The following is a 22,858-nucleotide window of genomic DNA, read 5'->3' as shown; positions in this document are numbered from 1 at the left end:
CTCCCTATGACGGTTGCTGAACCAAGCAAACTTATAACACAGAAGTCAATAGGAATCGCTGGATGGAGGTGTTGGTAGATAATCCGTCCGGTTCCGAGCTTTACGTTTATAGAGCGCCAGAACAATTGGCAAAAAACCTGGGGATATTTTAAGTGTGCCATTCGGGTCTCAATTGATAGGGGAGTTGCCATTGTTTTCTAACACAACTACCAGCAGATATACCACTAGAAAAATTCGGATGTGGAAGAAGTAGTCAGTTCGGGCTTTTTTCATTGGCGTATACAGAACTGGTGAATAGAGTTGCATCGTACTATTGTACGCGCTTGATTGAAGTGATTCGCATGACTCTACCTCCGGGCTTGTTTAGGGCGATCGCAGCGGCGCATTCGCTTAACTGTAGCTGGGGCAGCGGTTTCTACCAAAACAAACTCTGTACTAGAGAAATCCCCGATAGATATTTCCCTTCCCATTTTGAGTTTTACCAATGTACGAAGTCTCATTCTTTCCCGATACATTTTTATTTACTTCATGTTATTGAGAATAAGGTCTTACTGACATTATTAATCTTTCAACAGTCAGTGGGTAAAATCAGTAAAAAATGCAAATCAAATATTACAACTTCTTCAAGAACAAATAGATGGAGACTATAGCTTTGTATATCTTCAGCGTCAAGTCCCAAGCGCCCACAAAGCTGTCCAAGAATTGTTGCGTCGCGGTTTTGTAAAAGTTATTTAGAACCCCACAGTTAGCTAAACCCAAATACGAAAAAGCAGTGACCTAGTGGGAAATGTGTTTGACCGGGATCTAACCTCTCGCAACGAGAAGTGCTGGAAGTCCTGAGAAGACGAGGGGCGAGTTATGGAAAAATGAATTGTTGCGGATTAGTAACACAAGCTCTACAACTCTTAAAAATTTAGAACAAAAGGTTACGTTGTCATCCAAGAAAGGGAGGTATTGCGAAGAGGAAGTTCCTCTACTCCAGGGGAGATGCTAGAAAGAACAAAGTAAGATATTAACATCCGATCAGGCAAAAGCGTTAGATGAGATCGCTCGTTTGGACGGATATGCTAAAGTACTCTTACACGGAGTCACAGGTTCCGGAAAAACAGAGATTTACTTGCAGCGGATCGCTCCAGTGTTAGCGCAAGGGAAATCACCCTTGTTCTAGTCCCTGAAATCGGACTCACACCGCAGTTAACAGACCGTTTTCGCGCTCGTTTTAGTGTAGGATTCAACGGAACCTCACCCGTACTGGTTTACCATAGCGCCCTTTCTCCAGGAGAAAGATTCGACACCTGGCGGCTGATGCTAGCAGGGAACCCCAAATCGTCATAGGTACGAGAAGCGCTGTATTCGCTCCATTGCCAAACTTAGGTATCATTATCTTAGATGAAGAACACGACAGCAGTTTCAAGCAGGATACTCCGCCCAACCTACCACGCCCGCACCGTCGCTGAGTGGAGAGCAGATTAGAAAATTGCCCCCTCATTCTTGGTTCCGCTACACCTTCTTTGGAGACTTGGTAGAGGTTAGGGACAAGGGGGACAAGGGGGACAAGGGAGAATGTTGTCTCCCCATCCCCCCTCTCCCCTCTCCCCTCTCCTCACCTACTATCTCTCCCCCCCAACGGGTTAACGCCCGCCTTTGCCACCTGTAAAATTGTGGATATGCGGCGAGAATTGCAAGAGGGAAATCGTTCCATATTTAGTCGTTCCCTGCAAAAAGCACTACAGCAACTCAAAGAACGCAACCAACAAGGAATTTTATTTATTCATCGGCGGGGACACAGTACTTTTGTGTCTTGTCGGAGTTGTGGATTTGTTGTAGAGTGCCCTCACTGTGATGTATCGCTGGCATATCACTACACGGACGAAGCGATGCCGGTTTTGCGGTGTCATTATTGTAATTACACGCGATCGCATCCCCGAAGTTGTCCGGAATGCAGCTCTCCCTATTTGAAATTTTTTGGGAGTGGAACCCAAAAAGTAGAGGAAGAATTAGCCAAACAATTTCCAGACTTGCGCTGCATCCGCTTTGATAGCGACACGACGAGAAACAAAGGCGCACACCGCAACCTAATTACCCAATTTGCCAGTGGAGAAGCAGATCTGTTGGTGGGTACACAAATGCTAACCAAAGGTTTGGATTTGCCTCAAGTGACGCTGGTGGGAGTTGTTTCTGCAGATGGGTTGCTACATTTCTCAGACTATCGTGCCAGCGAACGAGCATTTCAAACATTGACTCAGGTTGCAGGGCGTGCTGGTAGGGGAGAAGAACCGGGAAGAGTCATTGTCCAAACATATACCCCAGAACATCCCGTAATTGAAGCGGTAAAAAATCACGATTACCATGCCTTTGTTAATGAAGAACTAGAACAACGGCAAGCGCTCAATTACCCTCCCTATGGAAGGTTGATTTTATTACGCTTCAGCAGTACCGATCCAATTCAAGTTGAGAATACAGCACAAGTCGTAGCAGCAATTTTGCCCCAACAAGAAGGGTTAGAGATTTTAGGTCCGGTACCAGCGAGTATTTTACGAGTAGCCAATCGTTACCGTTGGCAAATTTTGCTCAAGCTTGCTCCTAAAACACCGCCGTATTTGCCAGACTGGGAAGAAATAGATAAACTTTGCCGTCAAAAGTCAGTCAGTTTCACAATTGATGTCGATCCCTTAAATATGATGGGATAGCAGTGACCAGTGACTAGTGACCAGTGACCAGCAAGCGAGCGGTGACCAAGATCCAGACCATCTCGTTCCCAGGCTCTGCGTGGGAATGCCTGATAGGAGGCTCCGCCTCCCACATAACAGACAACTCCAAAAACAATGTAAAGACACGCCATGGTGCGTATCTATGAAAGGTTGTAACAATCATCCAGTTCGTTAGGGTTGGAACTGCAATCAAAAAGTCCAGAGTAAGGGTGTAAAAATAAACTGAGTATATGCCCAAAAAAATTAGAGAACTAAAAAACTTGTTACTACAAGCAGGGTTTACATATAAACCGGGCAAAGGTAGCCATAGTAAGTGGACGCATCCAAAATTCTCTCAAAGTATTATTATTGCTGGTAAGGATGGCAGTGATGCAAAACTTTATTTAGAAAAACGAGTTAATGAAGCACTTGCAGAACTTAAGAGAATGGAACAAGAGGGAACAGAGGATACTGAAAAATGAAGTACGCGATCGTTATTCAATGGTCAGAGGAAGATCAATGCTATGTAGTGTTACTGCCGGAGTTCACTAATGTTATGCAGCCTTGTACTCATGGAAATACTTATGAAGAAGCGCTGAAGAATGCTCAAGAAGTTCTCGAACTATTAATTGAAACGGCTTTGGAAAATGGCGAACCTCTTCCAAATCCAAAAACGTTAGAGCAATCCTTCCAAATTCTATAGTGCCGTCTATTAACCGCTTATCCTTGATGGCTAATTTTAACTTCAACAACTTTGACGCTAGCGATAAGCCGAAGGCTTAACAACTGAAGCTGTATCGCAACCTAAATCAAGTTTGTTGTATTTTTGAATTATATGAGGTAAATTATACATTTTAGTACTAATGTCCTGAATCAAAATAGGGCTTATCTGTCAATTAACCTAGAAGATTTGTTAACCAACGATGAAAACCTAATTTTCGGATAAATTTATTAGATTCGTCGCATATACTTGAATATTTTTTTTCAAAAATAAACTTGTTTAAGCATCTAATAGCAGGCTAATTATATGGCTAGTACAAACACAGTGTCCGGAGAAAACCAGCATTATGTTCACCGTGTTGATTATTTCGTATCTTTCCTGACATGGAGTTTATTTTTGGAGAGCGATCGCACGCATGACAATAGCCGCTCGTGTATTGGGATTGGAGAGAGATCGGGTGCTTGCTGTCTATTTCAGTTGCCAATCTCAATCTCAGCCAAAAGTTATATGTCAGGTTTAGATACCACCTTTTCCCATGAAGGTTGGTAATCAAACAACCATTTAAATTGCAAATCAGCTAACCACGTAGGAGTCAGCTTGTAAACCCAGTTACGAAAGAAACATCCTATAGAAGAGTTAGTTTGACCAAGCGTCCCTACTTGGCGGGATACATTAAAGACGCGAGTTACCCTTTGGCTGCGGCTGCGTTCATACTGGCGCAATAGTGACGGAATTTGCTCGTGGTTAACCCTGAGAGTTAGTAACTTAGCAATTTCAAAGGCGTCTTCCACTGCCATACAGCCACCCTGACCTAAATTTGGTTGTACCGGATGAGCAGCGTCTCCAATTAAGGTCACCCGACCTTTTCCCCAATCAGTACTTAAAGGTTCCCTGTCAAAAATATCATCTCGGTAAATCTTCTTGTTATCTAAAGCCTCAATAATAGCTGGTACTGGTTGGGCATAATCAGAAAAAATTTGCCGTAACGCTTGGATGGAGCCGCCAACTGCATCATCATTACCACCAACTTTGCTGTTGTTAAAAGCATAGAAGGAAAATCGATCTCCTCCAACATCAAAATAGCCAAAGCGATTTCCCCGACCCCAGTATTCCATCCAACTATATTGTGGATCTAGCGGTATGTTCCCTCTGTCAAAGTATCCCCTCCAGCAACACATACCACTGTAAACCGGATCTTCTAAAAACTCTTTACCGTTAAGACAAGCACGTACCTTAGAGTACAGACCATCAGCACCGACTAAAATATCTCCCGTCTCTGTACTGCCATCTTGAAAGTAAACCTTTACACTATCTCCAGTATCTTCAAAGCTTTTAAAAGCAATACCAGTTTGCACTGTTCCCTGAGGTAAAGCTTCATATAAAATCTGTTGCAATTCAGGTCTGAGAAGACAGACACCCAAATCTTCTTCGCCAACAAATTCTGGAGAGTTAATGTATAATGGATGTCCAATTTTACTAGAAAACCCGCCCTTTAAAATTTTGCCTCCTTGTTCGTAAAAACGGTTGAAAATCCTGCCTCCCCACAGAATGCGGTAAATCCGCATAGCATTACGCTGAATAAATATGCCTCCTGGCCCAGATAACATGGTATCAAGTTGGCGCTTTTCGTACACCTTAACTTCAATTCCCACGTCAAGACACGCACGGGCTAAAGTCAAACCACCTATTCCACCCCCAATGACAATTACCTTTGGCATTGCCGGATCGATGGCTTTTCCTACAGTTTGCATTGCTAGCTCCAAATACATATATGCTTCATCATTATGATTTATAACGTCGCTCGTGAGGAAATAGTGCAATGGCTATCTTAGAGAAATATCGGAATATAATCGAGAAATTACTGACTAAATACTCACAGTAATACAAGCCCAGTTACGGAAAGGTTGAGGTTGAAGAAATTTTTGATACGGAACGCGATCGCTATCAAATTATCAGTGTGGGCTGGTGCCGTTGTTTTCCAGGCATTGGGAATGTTAGCTCGCGATTTATTCCTTGAAGGAGTTCCTGCGGAGAATTTAGTTAAGTGGTTGAGTAGAGTAGGGTAAATAGACTGGCGTAAAGGAAATGAATTTTGGCGTGAACGAGGAGTCACACAAGTTAGCGCAACAGGAGAGCCAATTATGTCTAATACAAAAACAACCGTAGATGCTTGTCATAGGATTGGGCTAGAGTTTGTAGGTGTAGTATCTATGAATGACGTTTTTGATAGTTAGGTTGAGCCAAAATTCTTCTGCTGCTTGATAAGCTTTTTAATAAAGCAGTTTAATTATCTTTAGGTTGAACCGTCATATAACAGATTTCAAATTATAAATTGAAAATAAAATTTGAGTGAAATTACACTAAAACCCACAAGAATTAGATTGTACTTTTGAAGCCCATTAAAGCTAGCTAAATGCTTGCTTAAAAAAATAAGCCAACACCAAATTTTTCCAAGTGAATATTATTTAGTAAAAGCAAAATGAGTGAAGTAAGAGCCAACTATGATAAATGCTGGAAAGAAGCCTTAAACGAATATTTTGAAGACTTCTTATCCTTTTTCTTTCCCAAAGCACACAAAGCGGTTGATTGGACACAACCCCCTGAATCTCTGGATAAAGAGCTTCAAAATATTACCGCTTCAGCAGAAGCTGGAGATGGAGTGGCTGATAAACTTTATAAAGTTCGGTTGTTGGACAAAAAAGAAGCTTGGATTTTAATCCACGTTGAGGTGCAAAGTGATTATGATGTTAACTTGGAAAAGCGAATATACACTTATAATTACCGCGCTGCCGAACTTTACGATAAATTTGTTGTTAGTTTAGCGCTGGAGATATCTAACAAACTACTTAGCTAGATACTGCTGTATTATCCGCAGCATACTCGCACTCCCTTTACTGTTAACTAGTAAAATCGGTGCAAGGTGGGACGGACGATTAGCTTCGATAAAACCTGTAGCTGCGTGTTTAGCACTGGCTGTTACCATCACTACAATAGCAGCAGTGCCCGATAAACAACTGCGTCTTCTGGCAATGGCTCAAACTAGCTCATGCTTGATTCAAAGTAAAAATCGGAAGTTGCACGTAAATTGGATGATTGTAGCATCTATCTTATTGAGTTGTAAGCATGGGAGTTTTGACATCATACCTTCAGCAAGAGTTCATCCGCAAATCTGCCCCTGGATGGCTATGCCACCATGAAAGAGGGGTTTTGCCCAAACATCTTGCTGAATTCTTAGGCTATGCCCCCCGTGTAGATGTCTTGCTAGAACGGGATGATGGTTCAAGGCGGCTATGGATCGAGTTTGAGATCAGCCGAGCCGATCCAGTAGCTAACCATGCTAAATTTGCTACTGCTCACCTATTCGAGCCGCAGTTAGAAACTGACACCTTCATCAGTATGGTCAGTCCTCATATAGATCGTGGGCGGCGAAATTTAGCGGCGAATACTATCTTGCTCATGCGTCATGTCGGTATGAGTGCTTTCCAGACAGTGTTGTTTCCATATATGTCTGGAAAACAAATTAAGCATCTTAACCATCTTGACATGGCAACTCTGAGAGGCATGGGTCTTGCCGTAGAACCAGAAATTGAACGTGCTTTGTCTGTCACAGAAACTATCTTGAAAACGTCAGCACGGCATATTCATTTTGTGGGTGACATGATGGAGGTATTGCTTAACCTTCGACGTTGGAATAAAGATGTAGATAGTCATGAAGGTCAAAAATTGTGGGGTAAACGTACAATTACTTACTTTGTTTTCGATCCATACTTGAAAAGCTTTGCACCGTCAAAATTCTGCGCTTATGTAGCTATTCCATCTGTTTTTTCATGTAATGTTACTACTCCTCAAGTTATCGCCTCAGCAGAAATGACAGTAGAACTATATGTAACTCTAGATGGGAAAGACAGCCGCTTTGATGGTCGTCGTGCTCACAATCATCTCACACAAGGTTTAGCTATGATTCCTCGAAGTGTGAATGAAGCTCCAGAAGTGGAAACTATCTTTAAGACTTGGCTCAATCTCCGGTCTGGCAGTATTGCCGTTCATCCCAACGGTCCTGTATTCCTATTACCTCCGTTCTGGTTTAAGTAGGAAATAAACAAGAACAAAATCTCATTTATAGTAGTAGAGCGATCGCGACCCTCTTACTTTACTATAGAGAAGCTTCTTGAGATGAAGAAATTTATAACGAGCGGAGTTATGCAAAGTCTAGAACTTGCTTGCTTGAGCGTGCCGATGCCATTAAATATTATGACCGTAACTTTTCCTGTGATACTCGGGAGATTTTTACAAGGAAAGTTTAGAAGTTGCAAAGCAACTCGGTTGTCGTGCAGTGTTTTTGGTAGGTGACGAGAAATTAGATAATTTACCTGAGTGGGCGATCGCAGTGAACTACGCGCCCTATTCTGAACTTTTTCCCCATGCGGCTGTAGTTGTTCACCCTGGAGGTGTAGGAACTACTGCTCAAGCATTGCGTGCTGGTGTACCAATGTTAGTTGTGCCTCACAGCCACGACCAACCAGATAATGCAGCTAGAATCGTCAGATTGGGTTTGGGAAGAACAGTTCCTAGAACACAGTACCAGCGAAATCGCGTAGTGAAGGAATTACAGCTGCTCTTGAGTGACCCAGATTACAAAACTAGAGCTTCTCAAATTAAGCTCCTGATTCAAACTGAGGACGGAGTTACAACTGCTTGTGATGCAATTGAAGCTTTTTTGGGTTGACGCAAAGTTCACGCCATCAAGGCAGATAGGGAGATGGGGAGATTCGGGGCGGGTTTTCCAGTTTTTGCACACAGCGTTCGATCGTAACTAATAAACCGGACTTAATATTACAAGTAGATGCACTTTTTCATACAGGTTTTTCTCGCTCCAAGGTTACTGGTGGGTATGCAGTCTGGGATGCTGATAATGTGGGCATCCAGCTTGATTTACAATCCGCCTCTAGAGCGAATAACCTGTCCTGTAATCCACTGCCCTTGTGTTGAAGCCAGAAATAACACTATACGTGCAGCATCTTCTGGAGTCCCAACACGACCAAAGGGTGCTTTGACCTCAAGAGATGAACGGAATTCGTTACTCATCCAACCTGTATCCGTTGCACCTGGGTCTATAGCATTCACAGTAATGCCTTTGCTTGCTAAGCTGGCACTCAAACTGATTGTCAGTGCCTCTATTGCTCCTTTGGTAATAGCATACGGTAAGTTATCAGGCATTGGTGCCAAACTTTGACCAGATGTCAGATTGATAATTCGTCCTCCTGGTTTGCCATGATGACGCTTGGCAAACTCAGCACACAACAATGTAGTCCCTCGCACGTTCACTGCGTAATGAACATCAAGCAACTCAGCTTCTAGAGAATATATATCCGCCTCTTGGTCATGAGCAGCGTTGTTAACTAAAATATCTACTGAACCAAGGGTCTGCTCAACAATATCAAACAATTTTTTGGGCATTTCTGGCTCAGCTAGGTTAGCTTCAAGCCCTGCGGCTTTAACTCCCAGCAATTTCAGTGATTCAACAATCTCTTGTGCCTCATTGGAATGGCTTCCCCAAGACATTAACTTATCATATGGTCGATAATACGTTGTAAAAATATGAGCACCAGATGACGCTAGAGAATGGGCGATCGCTTCCCCAATTCCAATACGGCGGCTGACTCCGGTCACTAAGGCTATCTTACCTGACAAACCATAATCTATCATTGATACTTAAACAGTACTAGCTGTCATTCTTCACAAATATTATCGTGCTTTTCACGGCGTTGGTTGTCCTCGCCCACCCTCTCGGATGCATGGCAGGGGACGCTCTGCAGTCGCCTCAACGCTTGGAACCCCCGCACGGCGCTGCTCTCCGTACTACAAGAGTATAGTGTAGTTCATTTACAACATTTTCTAGACATGATGTACATCGGTAGCAATACTGCAAGGGCTGAGAGAAATTGTAGGTTGGGTTGAGCACGAGCGAAACCCAACAAATGCCGATAAATGTTGGGTTTCATTCCTCAACCCAACCTACGTAATTGCGTGTTTTTATGCAAAACCTACGCAGTATTGCATCGGTAGGGGCGCAAGGCATTGCGCCCTTACAACAATCTGTACCTCATCTTGTTGCAATCTGCTGTATATGAAAACTGCTGTAAATTGCAAATCAACTAAACACCTAGGAATAAGCTTGTAAATCCAATTGCGAAAGAAACATCCAGAAATCAAGATGTCTGTAAAGAAGAGCGATATGTAAGTAACAAGGTCGTTGAGAGTATTATTATTGCTCCTACAATTATGCGATCGCTTGGGTTTTCTCCTAGCAGAAAGTAGGCAAAAACTATTGCGTATACGGGTTCTAAGGAAGCAATAATACTCGCTGTACGAGCAGGAATTTTTCTAAGTGAGTTAACGAAGAGAGTATGAGCAACAGCAGTACAAAATATACCTAATAAGAGAATAAGAAGACCGTCTTTGTATGAAATGGTCGGCTTTAATAAAAGCACGAGAGGGAGAAGTGTAACTGCTGCAAAAGCGTTTTGGAAAAAAGCCACTTTGATTGCAGAAAAGGAACAAACAAATAATCTATTCAAAATAGCGATCGCAGCAAATGATAAACTTGAAAGTATACCAACAGCAGTTCCTTGAAAAAGATTATTTTTTATATCGAATGTTGGAACAACAAAGCAAAGCCCAAGAAATACGATGACACCGCATACTAACTCAAAATACGATATTTTCTCTTGAAATAAGAAAGGCTCTAGAATTAATACGAAGATTGGAAAAGTTGAAAAAGCAAGAAGTCCAACCGCTACTGTGGATATCTGAATGGAATAGAAAAAGCTGAGCCAATGGAATGCTAACAGCACACCTAGTAAGATGAAATGCACGAGTGTTTTTCTTTTTAGATAAAAATATGAGAAACCTTCTTCCTTGATTTTATAAAGCCCTAGAGTAAAAGAAGCTACAAGCGTGCGCCCAAAGACTATTACGACGGGCGATACTGAGATAAGCTTACCAAATAAACCTGAAATACCAAATAGAAGCACCGCTAGATGAATACCAAGTAAAGCTCGAAACATAGAAATAAACTAAATCCTTGAAAAAAGGCAAAATGCACCTATGTTGAAGAAAACAATCGTGCAAAAAATCACATCTTCTCACGAGAGAAAATAATTCATAAAAGTTTTTCCTCCCGATCTACAACATTTTCAACGTGGGAGCGAAGCAAATCTGCTGCAGTTTTACCATCATTCTGCACCAAGGCATCAACAACTGCTTGATGTTCCTGGTTAAGTAACTTTAGGTTAACTATTTTTCGCCCCAGAAGTACCAGATTAATCCGAGTCCAGATTTCAAAGGCTAATGAATCCCATACCCGTAATAGAATACTGTTACCAGATGTTTCCACAATCAATCGATGGAACGCTGTATTAGACTGTGTAAACTCCTCAAAGTTTTCTTCTGCTGCAGCTCTCTCAAGGGCGGCTAAGGTAGTCTGAAGTGGTTCGGGATTGGCATAAAACTTGGGGGCTGCTAACCGTGCTGCTAAAGCTTCTAGTTCGGCTCGAACCTGGTAGGACTCTTGCAGTTCCTGCGGGCTTATCTGTCTCACTCGCGTACCTCTATAGGTTTGGGACTCAATCAAGCCCATTGCCTCAAGTTCCCGCAGCGCTTCCCGAACTGGAGCTTGGCTCGTGTCTAGTTCTTTAGCAATCTGTAACTCCACTAGCCTGTCTCCTGGTTTGTAGGTACCGTCTAGAATGCGCTCCAGCAAAACTCTCTTAATGCGATCGCATTGTTGTTATGGGTGGGGAAGGCAGCAGTGGGGTTTTTGCTCAGGTGGAAGCCTACGATCCTGCGACAAACAAGTGGGAAAGCTTTGCCCCGATGCCCACACCACGTCACGGCATGGGAGCAGTTGCGATCGGGGATGCGATCTATGTTGCGGGTGGCGGCCCTGTAACGGGTGGAAGTTTAATGACTTCTACCAATGAGGCATTTACCCTGGCATCTGGGTCAAGCCAAAAATAGTACTTTGGTACGTCAGAAAAGGGGACAGATTGCGATGTTGCACCAAGGTTTTTTATAGCGCAATCTTCATACTTTATCATGAGGTCTTGTGCCGTGTAAGCAGGCATAATGCTGCTAAGTTGTCTTGAAAACCCATTCTTAATGAAAACAACAGCATTAGTAACGTTCGACATCATTGGCACCTGCTTTAGTTTGGCAAAACCTAAGCAAAGACTGGCAGAAATAGATGCGCCCGCCCATACTCTTGAACTATGGTTTACTCAATCATTGCGTGATGCTTTTGCTCTTTCCCATGCTGGTAGCTACTGCCCATTGAAAGAGGTGTTGGAAGCAGAGTTACCTCGAACATTAAAGATGTTGGGTGTTCAAGCAGATGGAGTACAAATATCGCAGATAGTCGCATCTTTTGCTGAACTAGATCTCCAACCAGATGCGATCGAGTCTTTTCAAATGCTAAAAGAAGCAGGTTGTTCAATAATTGCCCTGACCAATGGGAGTGAAGATTCTACACGAAAACTGCTCAAGCGTGCCGATGCCATTGAATATTTTGACAGTATTTTTTCCTGTGATACTGTTCAAAAAACTAAACCTCATCCTGATGTTTATGCATTAGTTAAGCAAGATAACAAATCTGATATCTGGATGGTTGCTGTTCATGCTTGGGATATTGCTGGTGCTAAGAATGCAGGCTTGAAAACTGCCTTTATTACTCAACAGGAAAAAGAATATCTGAGTGTCTATCCTCAACCAGACGCGATCGCAGATAGTTTGGTTGCAGCAGCTCGCAAAATCATAGAAACTTTTGCATAAATTAAGCTATGTCAAACTCAGATACAACAATTTTTTACCCTGTTTATTACCGAATAGTCGAACGTCGTGGCAATGGTTGGGCTTTCACGAAGGGCGAACCGTTTATTAATTGGTTTAATGCACCTTGGCTTCCTCAACAAGATTTATTTGCCACTTTTGGCATTTCTATGAATAAGTTGAGAGAATTAGGAATTGCTCGACCAGAGCCAATGTCTGCTTCTTAACCAAACAGTTTTGACCAGAAGGCGGGGCGTCAAGACCATCCATCTCTAGTAAGAACGGACGTCTCGCGCCCGTTCCACAAAACAACACGATGGTTCTAGACCTTAAGAACTGTTGTAAAAAAATCTTTCATTTAAAACCTTCTCGATCTATAAACCTCATACATCAAAAGGCTACCTGCCACAGCGAGATTGAGAGAGTCAGCAGTACCTATGATTGGAATCCTTATCAGATGCTGACACAAATCTCTCTGTTGTTGGGTCAGACCTTGACGTTCTTCACCTAAGAACAGAACAGTTGAACCAGGATAATCAAATTGATGAAAGTCAATAGTTCCGTCTGGTGAAGCCCCAATGACATGACAGGAGTAGTGATGTATCCACTCATTCAGTACAGAAAATCCGGTGCGTACAAACTTCTGACGGAAAAGTGCGCCCATAGATGCTCGAAGAACGTCAGGATCGAATGGATTTACTCTCCCACCAATAAACATGAATCCAGCACCACCTACAGCTTCGGAAGTACGAATCAAGGTTCCTAAGTTTCCCGGCGAGCGCACAGTCTCAAGAGCCACCCAGCATAAACCAGTGTGTGGAGAAACATCATGCAACTTGAACCAGCGCTGACGCACGATCGCCGCAACACCGGAAGCACGTTCGGTATGAGAGATTTGTCGAAATTGTTCTGGTGTGAGGGAGACGCTATTTACACCTTTACGCCGAGTTTGACGAACTAGCTTTCTTGCTAGGGGTGCTGTCAGCAGTTTCTCGCTAAACAGGATTGTGGATACATCAAAGCCGTTGTCAATTGCTTGTACGAAGTTCCGTACACCTTCGATGAAAAACAATCCAGAGGCATCACGATATTTGCGGTCAGACTGAAGCTTTTTGACTTCGGCTAACGCAGCCTCAACGTCGAGCCGACCGTGACCGGAACATTTAGCGCCGGTCATCCTCCTTTGAGGAAGCCATCTCGCTTCCTACAACTAAAATTCCAAAATGCATAACGAATAGCGGACAATATACCGCAGAATTGGTTTTTCTAGTAAAATGTATTATACCATAAATTAAAAATTTTTTTCAGTTTGCTTTAAAATTCCCCTTGCGAATGATTTAGCTTCCTTAAATCGCTCTTATACTTTCTGTTAAAGGCTATGCTTGTGTCTGCTGCGATATGACTCATACTCTCGTTCACGCAGTTGTTGGTATCCACAACTATATACTGATAATTTTTTACACCGAAACTGACTGTTGGCAATTTCGAGTTATTAGCTCTGGTGGTGTCGTCTTTGGCGAACGCAAGCTCTACTTTGCTCCCGAAGCCGCAGAAAAAGCCGCACGTGAATGGATAATGACAGGAAATTAAATGTTTGGAAACGGTGGTATTCTACTTGCTATTGTATTTTTTAGAAAGTGCCATACGGATGGGTGCCCGTAGGCAGCTGGCTTATCGTAAGGCTAAGGAAATCAACCATGAATCCAATGAAAGTGATGGACTGGCAAACCAAGCAGTTATCTGAATTACCTCGTGCTGGTGAGGGAAACTGGTCAAGCTGGCTGATTGACAATGGTTATCAATTAATGAATCGAGAAGCACTAGGATACACGGAGATCGAACTCTACGAAAACGAGAGTGATGGAGTTTTTGCTATATATCACCCCATGTATGCAGGCTTAGATACAGAAAGCCTCTACGTTAACATCGCTTCAGAAGAAGATGCAAGGCAATTGATGAATGTTGCACAACAGTTAGTTGCAGGTATGGGAACGATGTTTAACACCCTTGGGGATGAGGAAGATGAGGACGAGGACTAAATCATTCACTGTTTATCAGAGCATAGTATGGTTCATTTATTTGAAAACTGCTGTCATCTGAAAATTGCTGTAAATCCGATGGTATATTTGATGCGAGCGGTTTTGTCACAAAAAAAATATTCGATAGAAGGCTGCGAGTTTTCGGATGAGTCTAGTTGCAAAGTCCATCCTCCAGAATGAAAAGTGTAGTCCCTAGTGGGGATCTAGCTTGAGATGGGTCATGAAATTTGTCAGATTGATTTGTAGCAGCGTTATTCTTTAATATACACTCAGCAAACCTTTTCAGGTTTTTACCTCCACTAAGGAAACACCAACCGGATTTGCTAAGTGTTCTTATCTTTGCAAATCACGATCGCTCTAGCAACTTGCTTCTAACTTTCCACTCAGTATAGCAGGCATTGAGTACAGGAAAAAATTTTGTCACTAATTATACAAAAAACTCAAAAACAATGTAGAGCCACGGTTCGTCTTGTATCATCTTCGCTTTGTAATTGCGATGTATGCGCTAAAGCGCAACTACGAAGGTAGTATAAGTGTTTACCCAAACTTGATATTACGATTAATTTCTTGAGAGGTCTATTGACTAAATCCAGTCAGAGTAAGTTAAGACTAATGTAGGGAATTAGCAGTATCGATGATAACTCGTTAGTTAACTCGTCAGATATGGCTCGACCTTACACCCATTCAAGCTCTGATATCACACAATATGGATTTTTTCAATCAAGCTAAACAGTTTGCGGATTCCGTTGGCGACAAAATTCAAGAAGTTACAAATAATGCAATAGATACTATAGATAGTACGGTAAACACGGTTAAGCTTACTGCCTCTGAGATGACTGACTTGGGAATAGCTAAAGTCAACGAGTTGAAAGAGTTTTCAACTACATCCTTACAGCCCGGTTTAGAAGTTATTCAAAATATAGGTAAAACACTTAACGATTTGACCGCGACTGCTGTTGGTATGACTGCTTCTGGTATGGTTGTGGCGGATGCCCTCAAAGACTTACCAAGGACAGCAGAAGAATTAGCGCGGGAAATGCCTAAAATTGCGAATAGGCTCAGGTATCGAGCAGGAGTGCGAGTGGGAGATTTATCCCGTTCTGATGCTGACGTTATGAAGCTATTTGAAAAAATTCCCGGTACCTCCAAGCTAGGAGCGAGTGAAGCCAATATTCGCCAATTCCTCGCTGACAAACATGGCAGTCATATTATTCCTCGCTCTTATGGAGGAACGAATGCAGCTGACAATATTCTGTGGGAAGTAGGAATTGATAACCTTCGTCGCGGTGCTCAAACCATGGCTGGAGGGGAACAAGTTTATATTCGTCTTTACAATGCGGTGGATTCTATTGTAAAAAACTCAGCAACGATCGCAAAACTGGGTGTTACTGCTACAGTAACTGCTGTCCTGACCCAAGCGGTTGTCACTGCCATTTCTTATTCCTTAGACCTGTACCGTGGGGACATTACAGTTGAGCAGTACAAAGACTTGATTCTTCAAGAGACTATTAAAACGGGTATTGCAGCACCTATTATCTTTCTTGTCCTTGTTGCTGTGTTAGCAATATTTCCAGAATTCACCGTTTTACTGTCTGCACCACTGGTGGTTGCAGGTTTTAATGCTGCATTTGGCATTAGTATCGCTTTACCCATTATCCAATCGATTGTTCGCCATATTGAAGCTGGGGGATTCTCAGAAAACGTGGCTGTAGATTAGGTTAAATTTATGGCTTCTTTCCCCCCTTTCGATTTTACCCTATATTTTTGATTATTTCCGTCAAGTAGATAGTACCATCACTCGCGAATTTGGTGGTTTGGGATCGGGGTTGGCGTTCGCGAAGCGTCTCCGCAGGAGAATCGTCCGTCACTTAGTAGAACTTCATGGGGGAATCCGGGCAGATAGTCCAGGAGTCTGTCAGGGAGCGACTTTTACAGTCACCCTTCCACTGTCTAATGGTTTGAAGACCGAGGAGACAGATAGATAATATCATGTCCGGTTAAACAATTATGATTTGCCTCACGCAAAGGCGCTAAGGGGCAAAGAAGTCTGCCGAGGTTTTATGATAACTAATTTGCCGGACATCATATCAGCCCCTGGCTGGCTTGCAGATTCTAGTGGCAAATGATGATGCACATATGCGAGAGTTTTAGAGGAGTTGGTGAAGGCAATTCCATCTTTGAATGGTCGATGAAACTAGTAGAGTTACTCATGGATTTTGCCATCAGGCATAATTGCCCCAGTTAGGTTAGCTCCTATCAGTTTGACAAGAATTCTATCGCCAGCACTCATGCGTGCTCCTGTTAAATTTGCTCCCCGCAAGTCAGCACCACTTAAATCGGCTCCTATTAAATTAGCACCGCATAAATTTGCTTCTCTTAGGTCAGATAACAGTAAATTTGCCCTAAACAAATTTGTGTCAGATAAATTTGCGCCTCTGAGATTCACTTTATGCATAAAACTATCACTGAGATCGGCACCGCTCAAGTTGGCATAGCTCAGATTTCTACCAGATAAATCTTTGCCTTTCATGTTAGCCTTGCTGAAGTCCTTCCCACTTAAGTCGTTATTGGGCTTCGGAGATTGATAAGTTTTTTGAGTCGGTTGTGTGTGTGTGTAGTTTTGAGTTGGTTTTGTTTGTGTGTAGTTTTGAGTCGGTTTTGTCTGTGTGTAGGAAGTATATGCTGCTCTGCTATGTGACATTTGATACTTGGATTTAAAAGAGCGCAATTTTTCTCGCGCTTCATTGATTTCTTGCAGCTTTTTTTGCGCTTTCTCTTGCAAGCGGACGTTTTCTTTTGGCAGGCGGTCGGGATGCCATACAAAAGCCAAATCTTTGTACGCTTGATTCACTTCCTCAAGTGTTGCTCCAGGCTCTAATTCCAACAATCTATAGTACCGCTCCATCTCGCTCATAAGACTTTTTAGGGGAAATTAATTTCATTATGAGTGATACAGACAAATTTCGACTGCATCATTTGTATAATCTTTCTTTAACAGCAAACAGTAACCAGTGACGGATGAACAGCGATCGCTGACCAGAGTGACCAGTGACCAATGAATCTTCATACTTAATAGTAGGGGATTTGAATAATGAATCAATTTCTGGTTTTCCATAAATAAATCTAGGGGCTTCCACGATACACCGATCGCCGATTACTGGTCACTGGTTACTGGTTACTGCTCACTGCTCACTGAAAACATAATAATCAAGAATTCAGCAGATTTTTCCTTAGCTAATAAACCTTACAAGAATGTAAATACTTGTATCAACTATTTAGCGATCGTTATGAATTGTAAAATAGTAATACAAAGTGTATTGGTTATTTCTGGATGAAAACAATTGAAAATTAAGCATCTACTATCAAAAGATGTATTTTCTGGATAAAATCAATCTTTATGTTACCCTCTGCCTAGGAATCGCTGCTGTAATGCTCGTACATAAGCTCGCATCGGAATTTGATAAACCTCTATCAGCAGCCAAACAATAATCGCTAAATGAAAAGAAAAGGTTAGTACTGTCCAAATAGATGGCACCCACGATAAGGGAACTTCTGTATTTGGTGGAAAATTATACGCTACAAGACCAATCAAAGCAGTAGGAAGAAGTATAAAACTGACTGCAGCTAGCACATAACCCCAACCAAACTCGACTCCTTCTATTTGTGCTTCTGTCCAATTGAAGCCGTTCCAATACCAAATCAGGGGAGGTTGTCTCGAAGGCATTTTAAGTTGTTGTTGTTCTACGTTAGCAACAAAAATTTGCTGACAAAAGTCACAAGACATAGCCTCCATCAATGGCATATGACTAATTTTACCCACACGGCACACTGGGCATGGGTAAACTCCTTGATAATTAAAAGATGTGGAAAGAATTTTGGAACTGGGCATAAGCAATTCAAAAAGATTCAACTCTAAGAAACGTATCACGGACAAGTATCCTACCCTCTGCGTAACAGCTTGGTATCCCTTTGTAAGGGGTAAGAAGTTCATGAGGTGAAGTCAAAAATAAGAAGCCCCTTTGGGTTTGCGCCAAGCGCACACACTCGCGATCTCCATTCTTTGGGTGTAGGAAACCTGCCTACAAGTTTCAGAACGTTGTGGGGGGGTTGACGCAACTCTTTGCCTCTGTTAAGGTCATGTATATAAGTTTAATCTATCTTTTCCCACAAAGCATTAGTCCAATGTTAAGCAAGAATTCCTACTTTTATTTTTGGTTTAGGGTGGTTCACCGGGAGTGAATTCAGTTTCCACATGGAAATCACCCGGTGAACCGCAGAGCGAACTCTGCGGTTTTTGCTTTTTCAGGAAAAGTTGAATGGATAAAGGATGAAGGATAACGTGAAAAAAAATCATAATTATACCACAAGCTTTTATTTTTGGCCCAGAACAAGTTCCGGGTAATAGCGTCATGCAAATGCATTCGTTAAAGCCCGGAACCTCAGGTTCTGGGCTTTTTTGTTTCTTATTCAACCACTGTACGGGCGTAAGGCATGCGCCCCTACCCCCTAACCCTAACCCCTAACCCCTACCCCCTAACTTATGAAGAACACGCCAACCTTGTCAAAATCTTACCCTCACACCAAACAATCGTCCGCCTTTCCAAACAGTTGCTTTTGGCGGAAAGGAACTGGTTATTATTGGTGGGACCTTGTGCTGTTGAAAGCCAAGAACAATGGAACTGTTGCTCAGAAGTGTAACTCTCGCACCAGTTCAAGCTTACGTGGTGGTGTTTACAAACCCCGACTCTCCCTACGCTTTCCAGGCATGGAGAAGAAGAGATTGCAATCTTGGCAGAAGTGCGATCGCGTTACAATATTCCAGTTGTCACAGAAGTCATGTCCATTTCCAATAGACTTGTTGCTCCCGTGCTGATATGCTTCAAATAGGTAGCCGCAATATGCAAACTTCGATTTACTGAACGAGTAGTAGTTCTCGATCCCGAACAGAAACCCAGCTGCTGAAGCATCTCGAGGTCGAACGGCGTCGCATGCGCAGCGTTGCGCTTCGAGCAGCTTGTTCTGCGACTCCAGCTCCTTCAGGCGTTCGGCGAGCTCGGTGCTCGATCGTTCCGATCGCGCGCTTGCACGGTTCGGTACCGCGACTAGTGAGGCGGGAGATCGGGACCGACTCATGCGCTGCACGACATCCAACCCGTGAGGGGGTGGACATGTACAGCGCCTCGATCTCATCGGAAAATCTCGATCCGGATCGGTACTCCTCGACACCGGGATGATCTCGATCGTGTCGCCCCGACGCGGAAGTTCCTCGCGAGAAGTCCACGTCGTTGCGGTTGTACTCATCGATGATGAGGCTTGCGAAGCGTCGCGGTCGTAGACTCGCCACCTGCAGCGCCACCATCGCACGCAGGTACTCCTCGGGCGCGCCGAGCCGTAGATGCACGACACGGTCGAGACCACCACGACGTCACGTCGGACAGCAGCGAGTTCGTCGTCGAGTGGCAGCCGCTCGACTTCGGCGTTGATCGACGAGTCCTTCTCGATGAAGGTATGGTTGGGGCACGTAGGCTCGGGCTGTAGTAGTCGTAGTACGACACGAAGTACTCGACCGCGGTGTGCGCATGAGCTCGCGGAACTCGTTGCAGCTGGGCGCCAGGTCTTGTTGTGTGCCAGCACCAGGTGGCCGCTGCATCCCTCGATCAGCCACGCGGTGGTGGCGGATTTCCCGTTCCGGTCGCCCAGCAGGACGACGTCGGTTTCGCGGCATTGATGCGGCGGCGAGGTCGGCGATCGCGACGGCTGAATCGCCGACGGCTCGTAACTCGCTGACGACCTCGAAGGGCCTGACGGATCGTGTGGTCTGCACTGTTTCCAGCGTAGGCGCCTCGCGACATCCGCTCCGTCAGCCGAAACCGCCGCCGAATCGCCCGCGTCCATTCACCGAAGCCGCCGCCGTCGCCGAATGCTCGCGCCCCAACCCCGTCCGGCGTACCGCCGGCGTCACGGATGCGCCGTGGGTCGACGGTGTCGACGAAGCCATCCGGTCTGCTCCGCGAGCATGAGAGACCCGGCGCCGACGGTGAAGTAGGCCGTGACCGCCTGGTGCAGGAGGAATTGCTGCGCGACGACCGTCATGACCCCGGCACTCATACAGGATCGATGCGGGTCGGCCGTCTGTCCGTGGTCCCGCTCGGGCGTCATCCGACCGTCCACCCGCTCGCTCGGGTACTGCTCGGCACGGCGGACGAGTGTGGCCAGCAGACCGGTCGGCATCGGCATCCTGCCGCTCGTCGTCACGGAGGAAGGACGGAGTTCTGCGAGCATTGCTCGCGGCGCTACCAGCGGGAGTCGCGAACGCCGTGGCGTGGCGCTCTCGATGACCGATGCCGGGAGCGTGTTCAGCAGGTACACCCGTACCTCGAGATCCTGCTCTTCTTCTGCGGTGACCGCGCGGTACGCGCCCTCCGCCGCGAGGAATCTCCAGAGCGCTCCATGTCGGCTCCTCCTGATCGGTAGCACAGGGTACGCGAACTCAGCGGCGTCTGGCGTTTTCGTCTGCGATCGCGTCGAGAGCAGCTCTGCAGAGCCGGTCGACCTGGGAGAGCGTGTCCATCGGCACCGCTGTGTCGATCACCACGTCGCGAGCGGCGCAGGCGCTCGTCGTCGCTCGCCTGCGCGGCGATCCGGCGGTCGCGTCCTGCTCGTGAAGCTCGCAGCTCGACCAGCCGTCGCCGTCGGATCTCCGCGGGCGCGTGGGCGACCCGATCAGATCCCAGGGTCGCGCGCGCGGGCCTCCGCCAGAAGGGGGACGTCGTAGACGACCAGCGTCGGGGTCCGCAGTGAACGCCTCGGCGAAACGCCGGGCCGACTCCCCGGACGGCGTGATGCACGATGCGTTCATGCGCTCGACCCGCCCGCATCGCCGAAGGTGCGGCGGCCAGAGACGGCCGGTCCAGCGATCCGTCCTCGCGGAGGATGTGCGTCGCCGAACTCCGCGGCGAGGCCGTGAGGACCGGGAGCCGGCAGCTGGACGTGGCGCACGATCGTCGTCGCGGTCGAGCGACGACGGCGCCGTGTCGGGCGAGGGCGCCGGGCGATGGTCGACTTCCCCGAGGCGATCCGCCGGAGGCGCGAGGAGACATGGTTCCGAGCATTGCCACGCCGAGGGTCGTGGACGCCGGAGCTGCGCCCTCTAGACTGGGCCGATCGGACGCACCCCCCGAACGCGGCCGGAAGCGAGCGAGGCAACGCGGTGACACAGTCAGCCGTCGTGATCGAAGATGAGGCCGACATCCGGTCGCTCATCTCGCTCGTCCTGGAATCGGCGGGCTACGCCGTCCACACCGCCGACAATGGACTGGACGGCGTGGAGCTGGTACGTCGCGTGTCACCCGAGGTGGTCACCCTCGACATCAGCATGCCCGGAATCGACGGGTACGAGACCGCCCGGCGCATCCGCCGCTTCAGCGCCACCCACATCATCATGATCACGGCCTTCGTACAGGAGTCGGATGCGCAGGAGGGACTGGACGCCGGCGCCGACGAGTACCTCCGCAAGCCCTTCCGGCCGCGGGAGCTGCGCGCCCGCATCGAGGCGCTGACGACGACGCGTCGACCCGAGTAGGCCTCACGCCTCGGCGGTGCGCGCGACCACCACCGCCGAGTCGGCGCTGGAGAATCCGCTCCCGGCGCTCGTGCGCGCCACCCGAAGACGCGTCTCAGGCTCGTATCCGACGATCTCGGTCAGCGCGACGCCGACGCCGACGACGGGGAGACCGACGCCGGAAAGCTGACCGAGGGCGTCGAAACTGCCGCGGTACAGCGTCATGGCCTCCCGGCGGGCGGTGCTCGGTGAGGACGCGGTCGTGACCAGGGCGATGCCGCCCTCGCCGTCCTCCCCCATCACCGAGAACAGAGGCGCGTGACTGCGGACCGCCTCGCGCCACACCACGATCGCCTCGCGGCGCGCGTCTTCACCGAAGGCGGTGGCGATGTGTGCCAGGTCGTCGAGTCTGACCTCGATCACCGCGAGCGCCACGCCCCGGGCTTCGGCCGTGGCCGTCAGCGAATCCAGGGCGGCGCGAAGACGCTTCTCGGTGAGGATTCCCGTCACGGCATCCTCTGCTCCGGCCAGCGCGCGCTGGTGACGCAGTTCCGCCCGTCCTGCGCGGAGCACGGAGGTCACGACCACGGCGACGATCATCAGCAGGACCGTCAGCATCCCCACGACGACGCTGCCGAACCACGTCTGGAAGAACGGGTCGTCGGGGCCGATCACGAGGAACGCGAGGAGACGGAAGGAGAAGTAGACGGCTTCGATGGCGAACACGGCGCCGAGCACCCACGCCGTCCGCATGCCGCCGAGCGAACCGCGGAAGCACTCGATCCCCGCCGCACCGGCCACGACGACGAGAGCGGCGAACGTCCACGCCGCTCCCGCCCAGTCATCGAGGCTCGGCTGTTCCACCACCGTGGCGACGGCGGTGACCGCGCTGAGCACGGCGATCATGCCGATGGCAAGACCGTTTCGTCGACCGTTGTAGAGGCGGCAACCGATCCACATCGCGCCGGTTCCGGCGACGAACGCGGAGTTGCCCGCGACGACCGCCCAGAAGGCGGTGGGA

At 46.6% G+C, this 22,858-nt stretch carries 25 protein-coding genes and 2 pseudogenes; 17 read left to right on the top strand and 10 right to left on the bottom strand.

Translation table 11 applies throughout. The annotated features are described in order from the left end of the window. Positions 1-600 precede the first annotated feature (600 nt). From priA to F7734_RS38685, 4 genes and pseudogenes are all read left to right on the top strand, one after another. Positions 601-2,690: pseudogene (priA, locus tag F7734_RS38700) on the top strand (primosomal protein N'); the annotation flags it as partial. A gap of 251 nt (positions 2,691-2,941) precedes the next feature. After that, positions 2,942-3,172 (top strand): type II toxin-antitoxin system HicA family toxin, encoded by a 231-nt coding sequence (locus tag F7734_RS38695; protein WP_155749752.1) that lies wholly within the window; start codon positions 2,942-2,944, stop codon positions 3,170-3,172. Then, a complete protein-coding gene (locus F7734_RS38690; protein ID WP_155749751.1) occupies positions 3,169-3,393 on the top strand; it encodes a type II toxin-antitoxin system HicB family antitoxin in 225 nt (74 codons plus the stop codon). Before F7734_RS38695 ends, F7734_RS38690 begins: the two co-directional genes overlap by 4 nt. A 324-nt stretch (positions 3,394-3,717) precedes the next feature. Beyond that, the gene (locus F7734_RS38685; protein ID WP_155749750.1) at positions 3,718-3,960 is read left to right on the top strand and encodes a hypothetical protein; all 243 of its coding nucleotides are present in this window, start codon (positions 3,718-3,720) and stop codon (positions 3,958-3,960) included. Here the strand turns inward: F7734_RS38685 and F7734_RS38680 are convergent. Further along, the gene (locus F7734_RS38680; RefSeq protein WP_243147318.1) at positions 3,915-5,180 is read right to left on the bottom strand and encodes an FAD-dependent monooxygenase; all 1,266 of its coding nucleotides are present in this window, start codon (positions 5,178-5,180) and stop codon (positions 3,915-3,917) included. The genes F7734_RS38685 and F7734_RS38680 overlap by 46 nt on opposite strands. 141 nt (positions 5,181-5,321) lie before the next feature. Between F7734_RS38680 and F7734_RS64290 the strand changes: the two genes are divergently transcribed. From F7734_RS64290 to F7734_RS38660, 4 genes are all read left to right on the top strand, one after another. Beyond that, entirely contained in the window at positions 5,322-5,477 is a 156-nt protein-coding gene (locus tag F7734_RS64290) for a hypothetical protein (RefSeq protein ID WP_243147317.1), read from the top strand. A 413-nt stretch (positions 5,478-5,890) separates the two neighbouring features. Continuing rightward, complete coding sequence (locus tag F7734_RS38670; RefSeq protein WP_243147316.1) at positions 5,891-6,265, top strand: hypothetical protein; 375 nt, start codon at positions 5,891-5,893, stop codon at positions 6,263-6,265. Between the two features lie 269 nt (positions 6,266-6,534). Then, positions 6,535-7,503: a hypothetical protein gene (locus F7734_RS38665; protein ID WP_155749748.1), complete on the top strand. Its 969-nt coding sequence runs from the start codon at positions 6,535-6,537 to the stop codon at positions 7,501-7,503. 241 nt (positions 7,504-7,744) lie between these two features. Continuing rightward, complete coding sequence (locus F7734_RS38660; protein ID WP_155749747.1) at positions 7,745-8,137, top strand: nucleotide disphospho-sugar-binding domain-containing protein; 393 nt, start codon at positions 7,745-7,747, stop codon at positions 8,135-8,137. 206 nt (positions 8,138-8,343) lie between these two features. Here the strand turns inward: F7734_RS38660 and F7734_RS38655 are convergent, their stop codons facing one another. From F7734_RS38655 to F7734_RS38645, 3 genes are all read right to left on the bottom strand, one after another. Next, positions 8,344-9,117 carry an SDR family oxidoreductase gene (locus F7734_RS38655; protein WP_155749746.1) on the bottom strand — a complete coding sequence of 258 codons (774 nt, stop codon included), beginning with the start codon at positions 9,115-9,117 and terminating at the stop codon, positions 8,344-8,346. A gap of 503 nt (positions 9,118-9,620) precedes the next feature. Beyond that, positions 9,621-10,478, bottom strand: coding sequence for a DMT family transporter (locus F7734_RS38650; protein WP_155749745.1), 858 nt, complete (start codon positions 10,476-10,478; stop codon positions 9,621-9,623). Between the two features lie 95 nt (positions 10,479-10,573). After that, positions 10,574-11,185 (bottom strand): GntR family transcriptional regulator, encoded by a 612-nt coding sequence (locus F7734_RS38645; protein WP_347566355.1) that lies wholly within the window; start codon positions 11,183-11,185, stop codon positions 10,574-10,576. A gap of 8 nt (positions 11,186-11,193) precedes the next feature. Between F7734_RS38645 and F7734_RS38640 the strand changes: the two genes are divergently transcribed. The 3 genes from F7734_RS38640 to F7734_RS38630 all read left to right on the top strand — a co-directional run bounded on the left by F7734_RS38640 (position 11,194) and on the right by F7734_RS38630 (position 12,464). Further along, positions 11,194-11,430: a kelch repeat-containing protein gene (locus tag F7734_RS38640; protein WP_347566354.1), complete on the top strand. Its 237-nt coding sequence runs from the start codon at positions 11,194-11,196 to the stop codon at positions 11,428-11,430. Between the two features lie 141 nt (positions 11,431-11,571). After that, positions 11,572-12,240: a haloacid dehalogenase type II gene (locus F7734_RS38635; RefSeq protein ID WP_166482422.1), complete on the top strand. Its 669-nt coding sequence runs from the start codon at positions 11,572-11,574 to the stop codon at positions 12,238-12,240. 8 nt (positions 12,241-12,248) lie between these two features. After that, positions 12,249-12,464: a hypothetical protein gene (locus F7734_RS38630; protein WP_155749741.1), complete on the top strand. Its 216-nt coding sequence runs from the start codon at positions 12,249-12,251 to the stop codon at positions 12,462-12,464. Positions 12,465-12,595: 131 nt separating this feature from the next. Here the strand turns inward: F7734_RS38630 and F7734_RS38625 are convergent, their stop codons facing one another. After that, positions 12,596-13,414 (bottom strand): RNA methyltransferase, encoded by an 819-nt coding sequence (locus F7734_RS38625; RefSeq protein ID WP_155749740.1) that lies wholly within the window; start codon positions 13,412-13,414, stop codon positions 12,596-12,598. A gap of 221 nt (positions 13,415-13,635) precedes the next feature. On the opposite strand from F7734_RS38625, the gene F7734_RS38620 reads away from it, so the two are divergent. The 4 genes and pseudogenes from F7734_RS38620 to F7734_RS64285 form a co-directional block, all read left to right on the top strand. Continuing rightward, positions 13,636-13,827, top strand: a complete 192-nt coding sequence (locus tag F7734_RS38620) for a hypothetical protein (RefSeq protein WP_155749739.1) — start codon at positions 13,636-13,638, stop codon at positions 13,825-13,827. Between the two features lie 107 nt (positions 13,828-13,934). Continuing rightward, on the top strand, positions 13,935-14,276 hold the full coding sequence (locus F7734_RS38615) for a hypothetical protein (protein WP_155749738.1): 342 nt from the start codon (positions 13,935-13,937) through the stop codon (positions 14,274-14,276). A gap of 706 nt (positions 14,277-14,982) precedes the next feature. Then, positions 14,983-15,993, top strand: coding sequence for an HNH endonuclease (locus F7734_RS38610; protein ID WP_155749737.1), 1,011 nt, complete (start codon positions 14,983-14,985; stop codon positions 15,991-15,993). Positions 15,994-16,027: 34 nt separating this feature from the next. Further along, a pseudogene (locus tag F7734_RS64285) lies at positions 16,028-16,225 on the top strand (hypothetical protein); the annotation flags it as partial. A 254-nt stretch (positions 16,226-16,479) separates the two neighbouring features. On the opposite strand, the gene F7734_RS38605 reads toward F7734_RS64285, so the two are convergent. The 3 genes from F7734_RS38605 to F7734_RS38595 form a co-directional block, all read right to left on the bottom strand. After that, complete coding sequence (locus F7734_RS38605) at positions 16,480-17,190, bottom strand: pentapeptide repeat-containing protein (RefSeq protein WP_155749736.1); 711 nt, start codon at positions 17,188-17,190, stop codon at positions 16,480-16,482. Between the two features lie 58 nt (positions 17,191-17,248). Then, positions 17,249-17,413 carry a hypothetical protein gene (locus F7734_RS38600; protein WP_155749735.1) on the bottom strand — a complete coding sequence of 55 codons (165 nt, stop codon included), beginning with the start codon at positions 17,411-17,413 and terminating at the stop codon, positions 17,249-17,251. Positions 17,414-17,676: 263 nt separating this feature from the next. After that, a complete protein-coding gene (locus tag F7734_RS38595; protein WP_155749734.1) occupies positions 17,677-18,165 on the bottom strand; it encodes a hypothetical protein in 489 nt (162 codons plus the stop codon). A 784-nt stretch (positions 18,166-18,949) separates the two neighbouring features. Between F7734_RS38595 and F7734_RS62395 the strand changes: the two genes are divergently transcribed. Further along, positions 18,950-19,129: a hypothetical protein gene (locus F7734_RS62395; protein ID WP_207714314.1), complete on the top strand. Its 180-nt coding sequence runs from the start codon at positions 18,950-18,952 to the stop codon at positions 19,127-19,129. Between the two features lie 1,105 nt (positions 19,130-20,234). Here the strand turns inward: F7734_RS62395 and F7734_RS38585 are convergent. Continuing rightward, positions 20,235-20,507 (bottom strand): hypothetical protein, encoded by a 273-nt coding sequence (locus tag F7734_RS38585; protein WP_207714313.1) that lies wholly within the window; start codon positions 20,505-20,507, stop codon positions 20,235-20,237. 979 nt (positions 20,508-21,486) lie between these two features. Between F7734_RS38585 and F7734_RS38580 the strand changes: the two genes are divergently transcribed. Next, positions 21,487-21,858 (top strand): response regulator, encoded by a 372-nt coding sequence (locus F7734_RS38580; RefSeq protein ID WP_207714312.1) that lies wholly within the window; start codon positions 21,487-21,489, stop codon positions 21,856-21,858. 3 nt (positions 21,859-21,861) lie between these two features. On the opposite strand, the gene F7734_RS61105 is transcribed toward F7734_RS38580, so the two are convergent. After that, on the bottom strand, positions 21,862-22,858 hold a 997-nt coding region (locus F7734_RS61105; protein ID WP_166482421.1), incomplete at its 5' end, for a hypothetical protein.

Source organism: Scytonema sp. UIC 10036, assembly GCF_009725235.1.
Note: the sequence above shows the minus strand (reverse complement) of the source record. Positions and strands in the feature narration are given on the sequence as shown.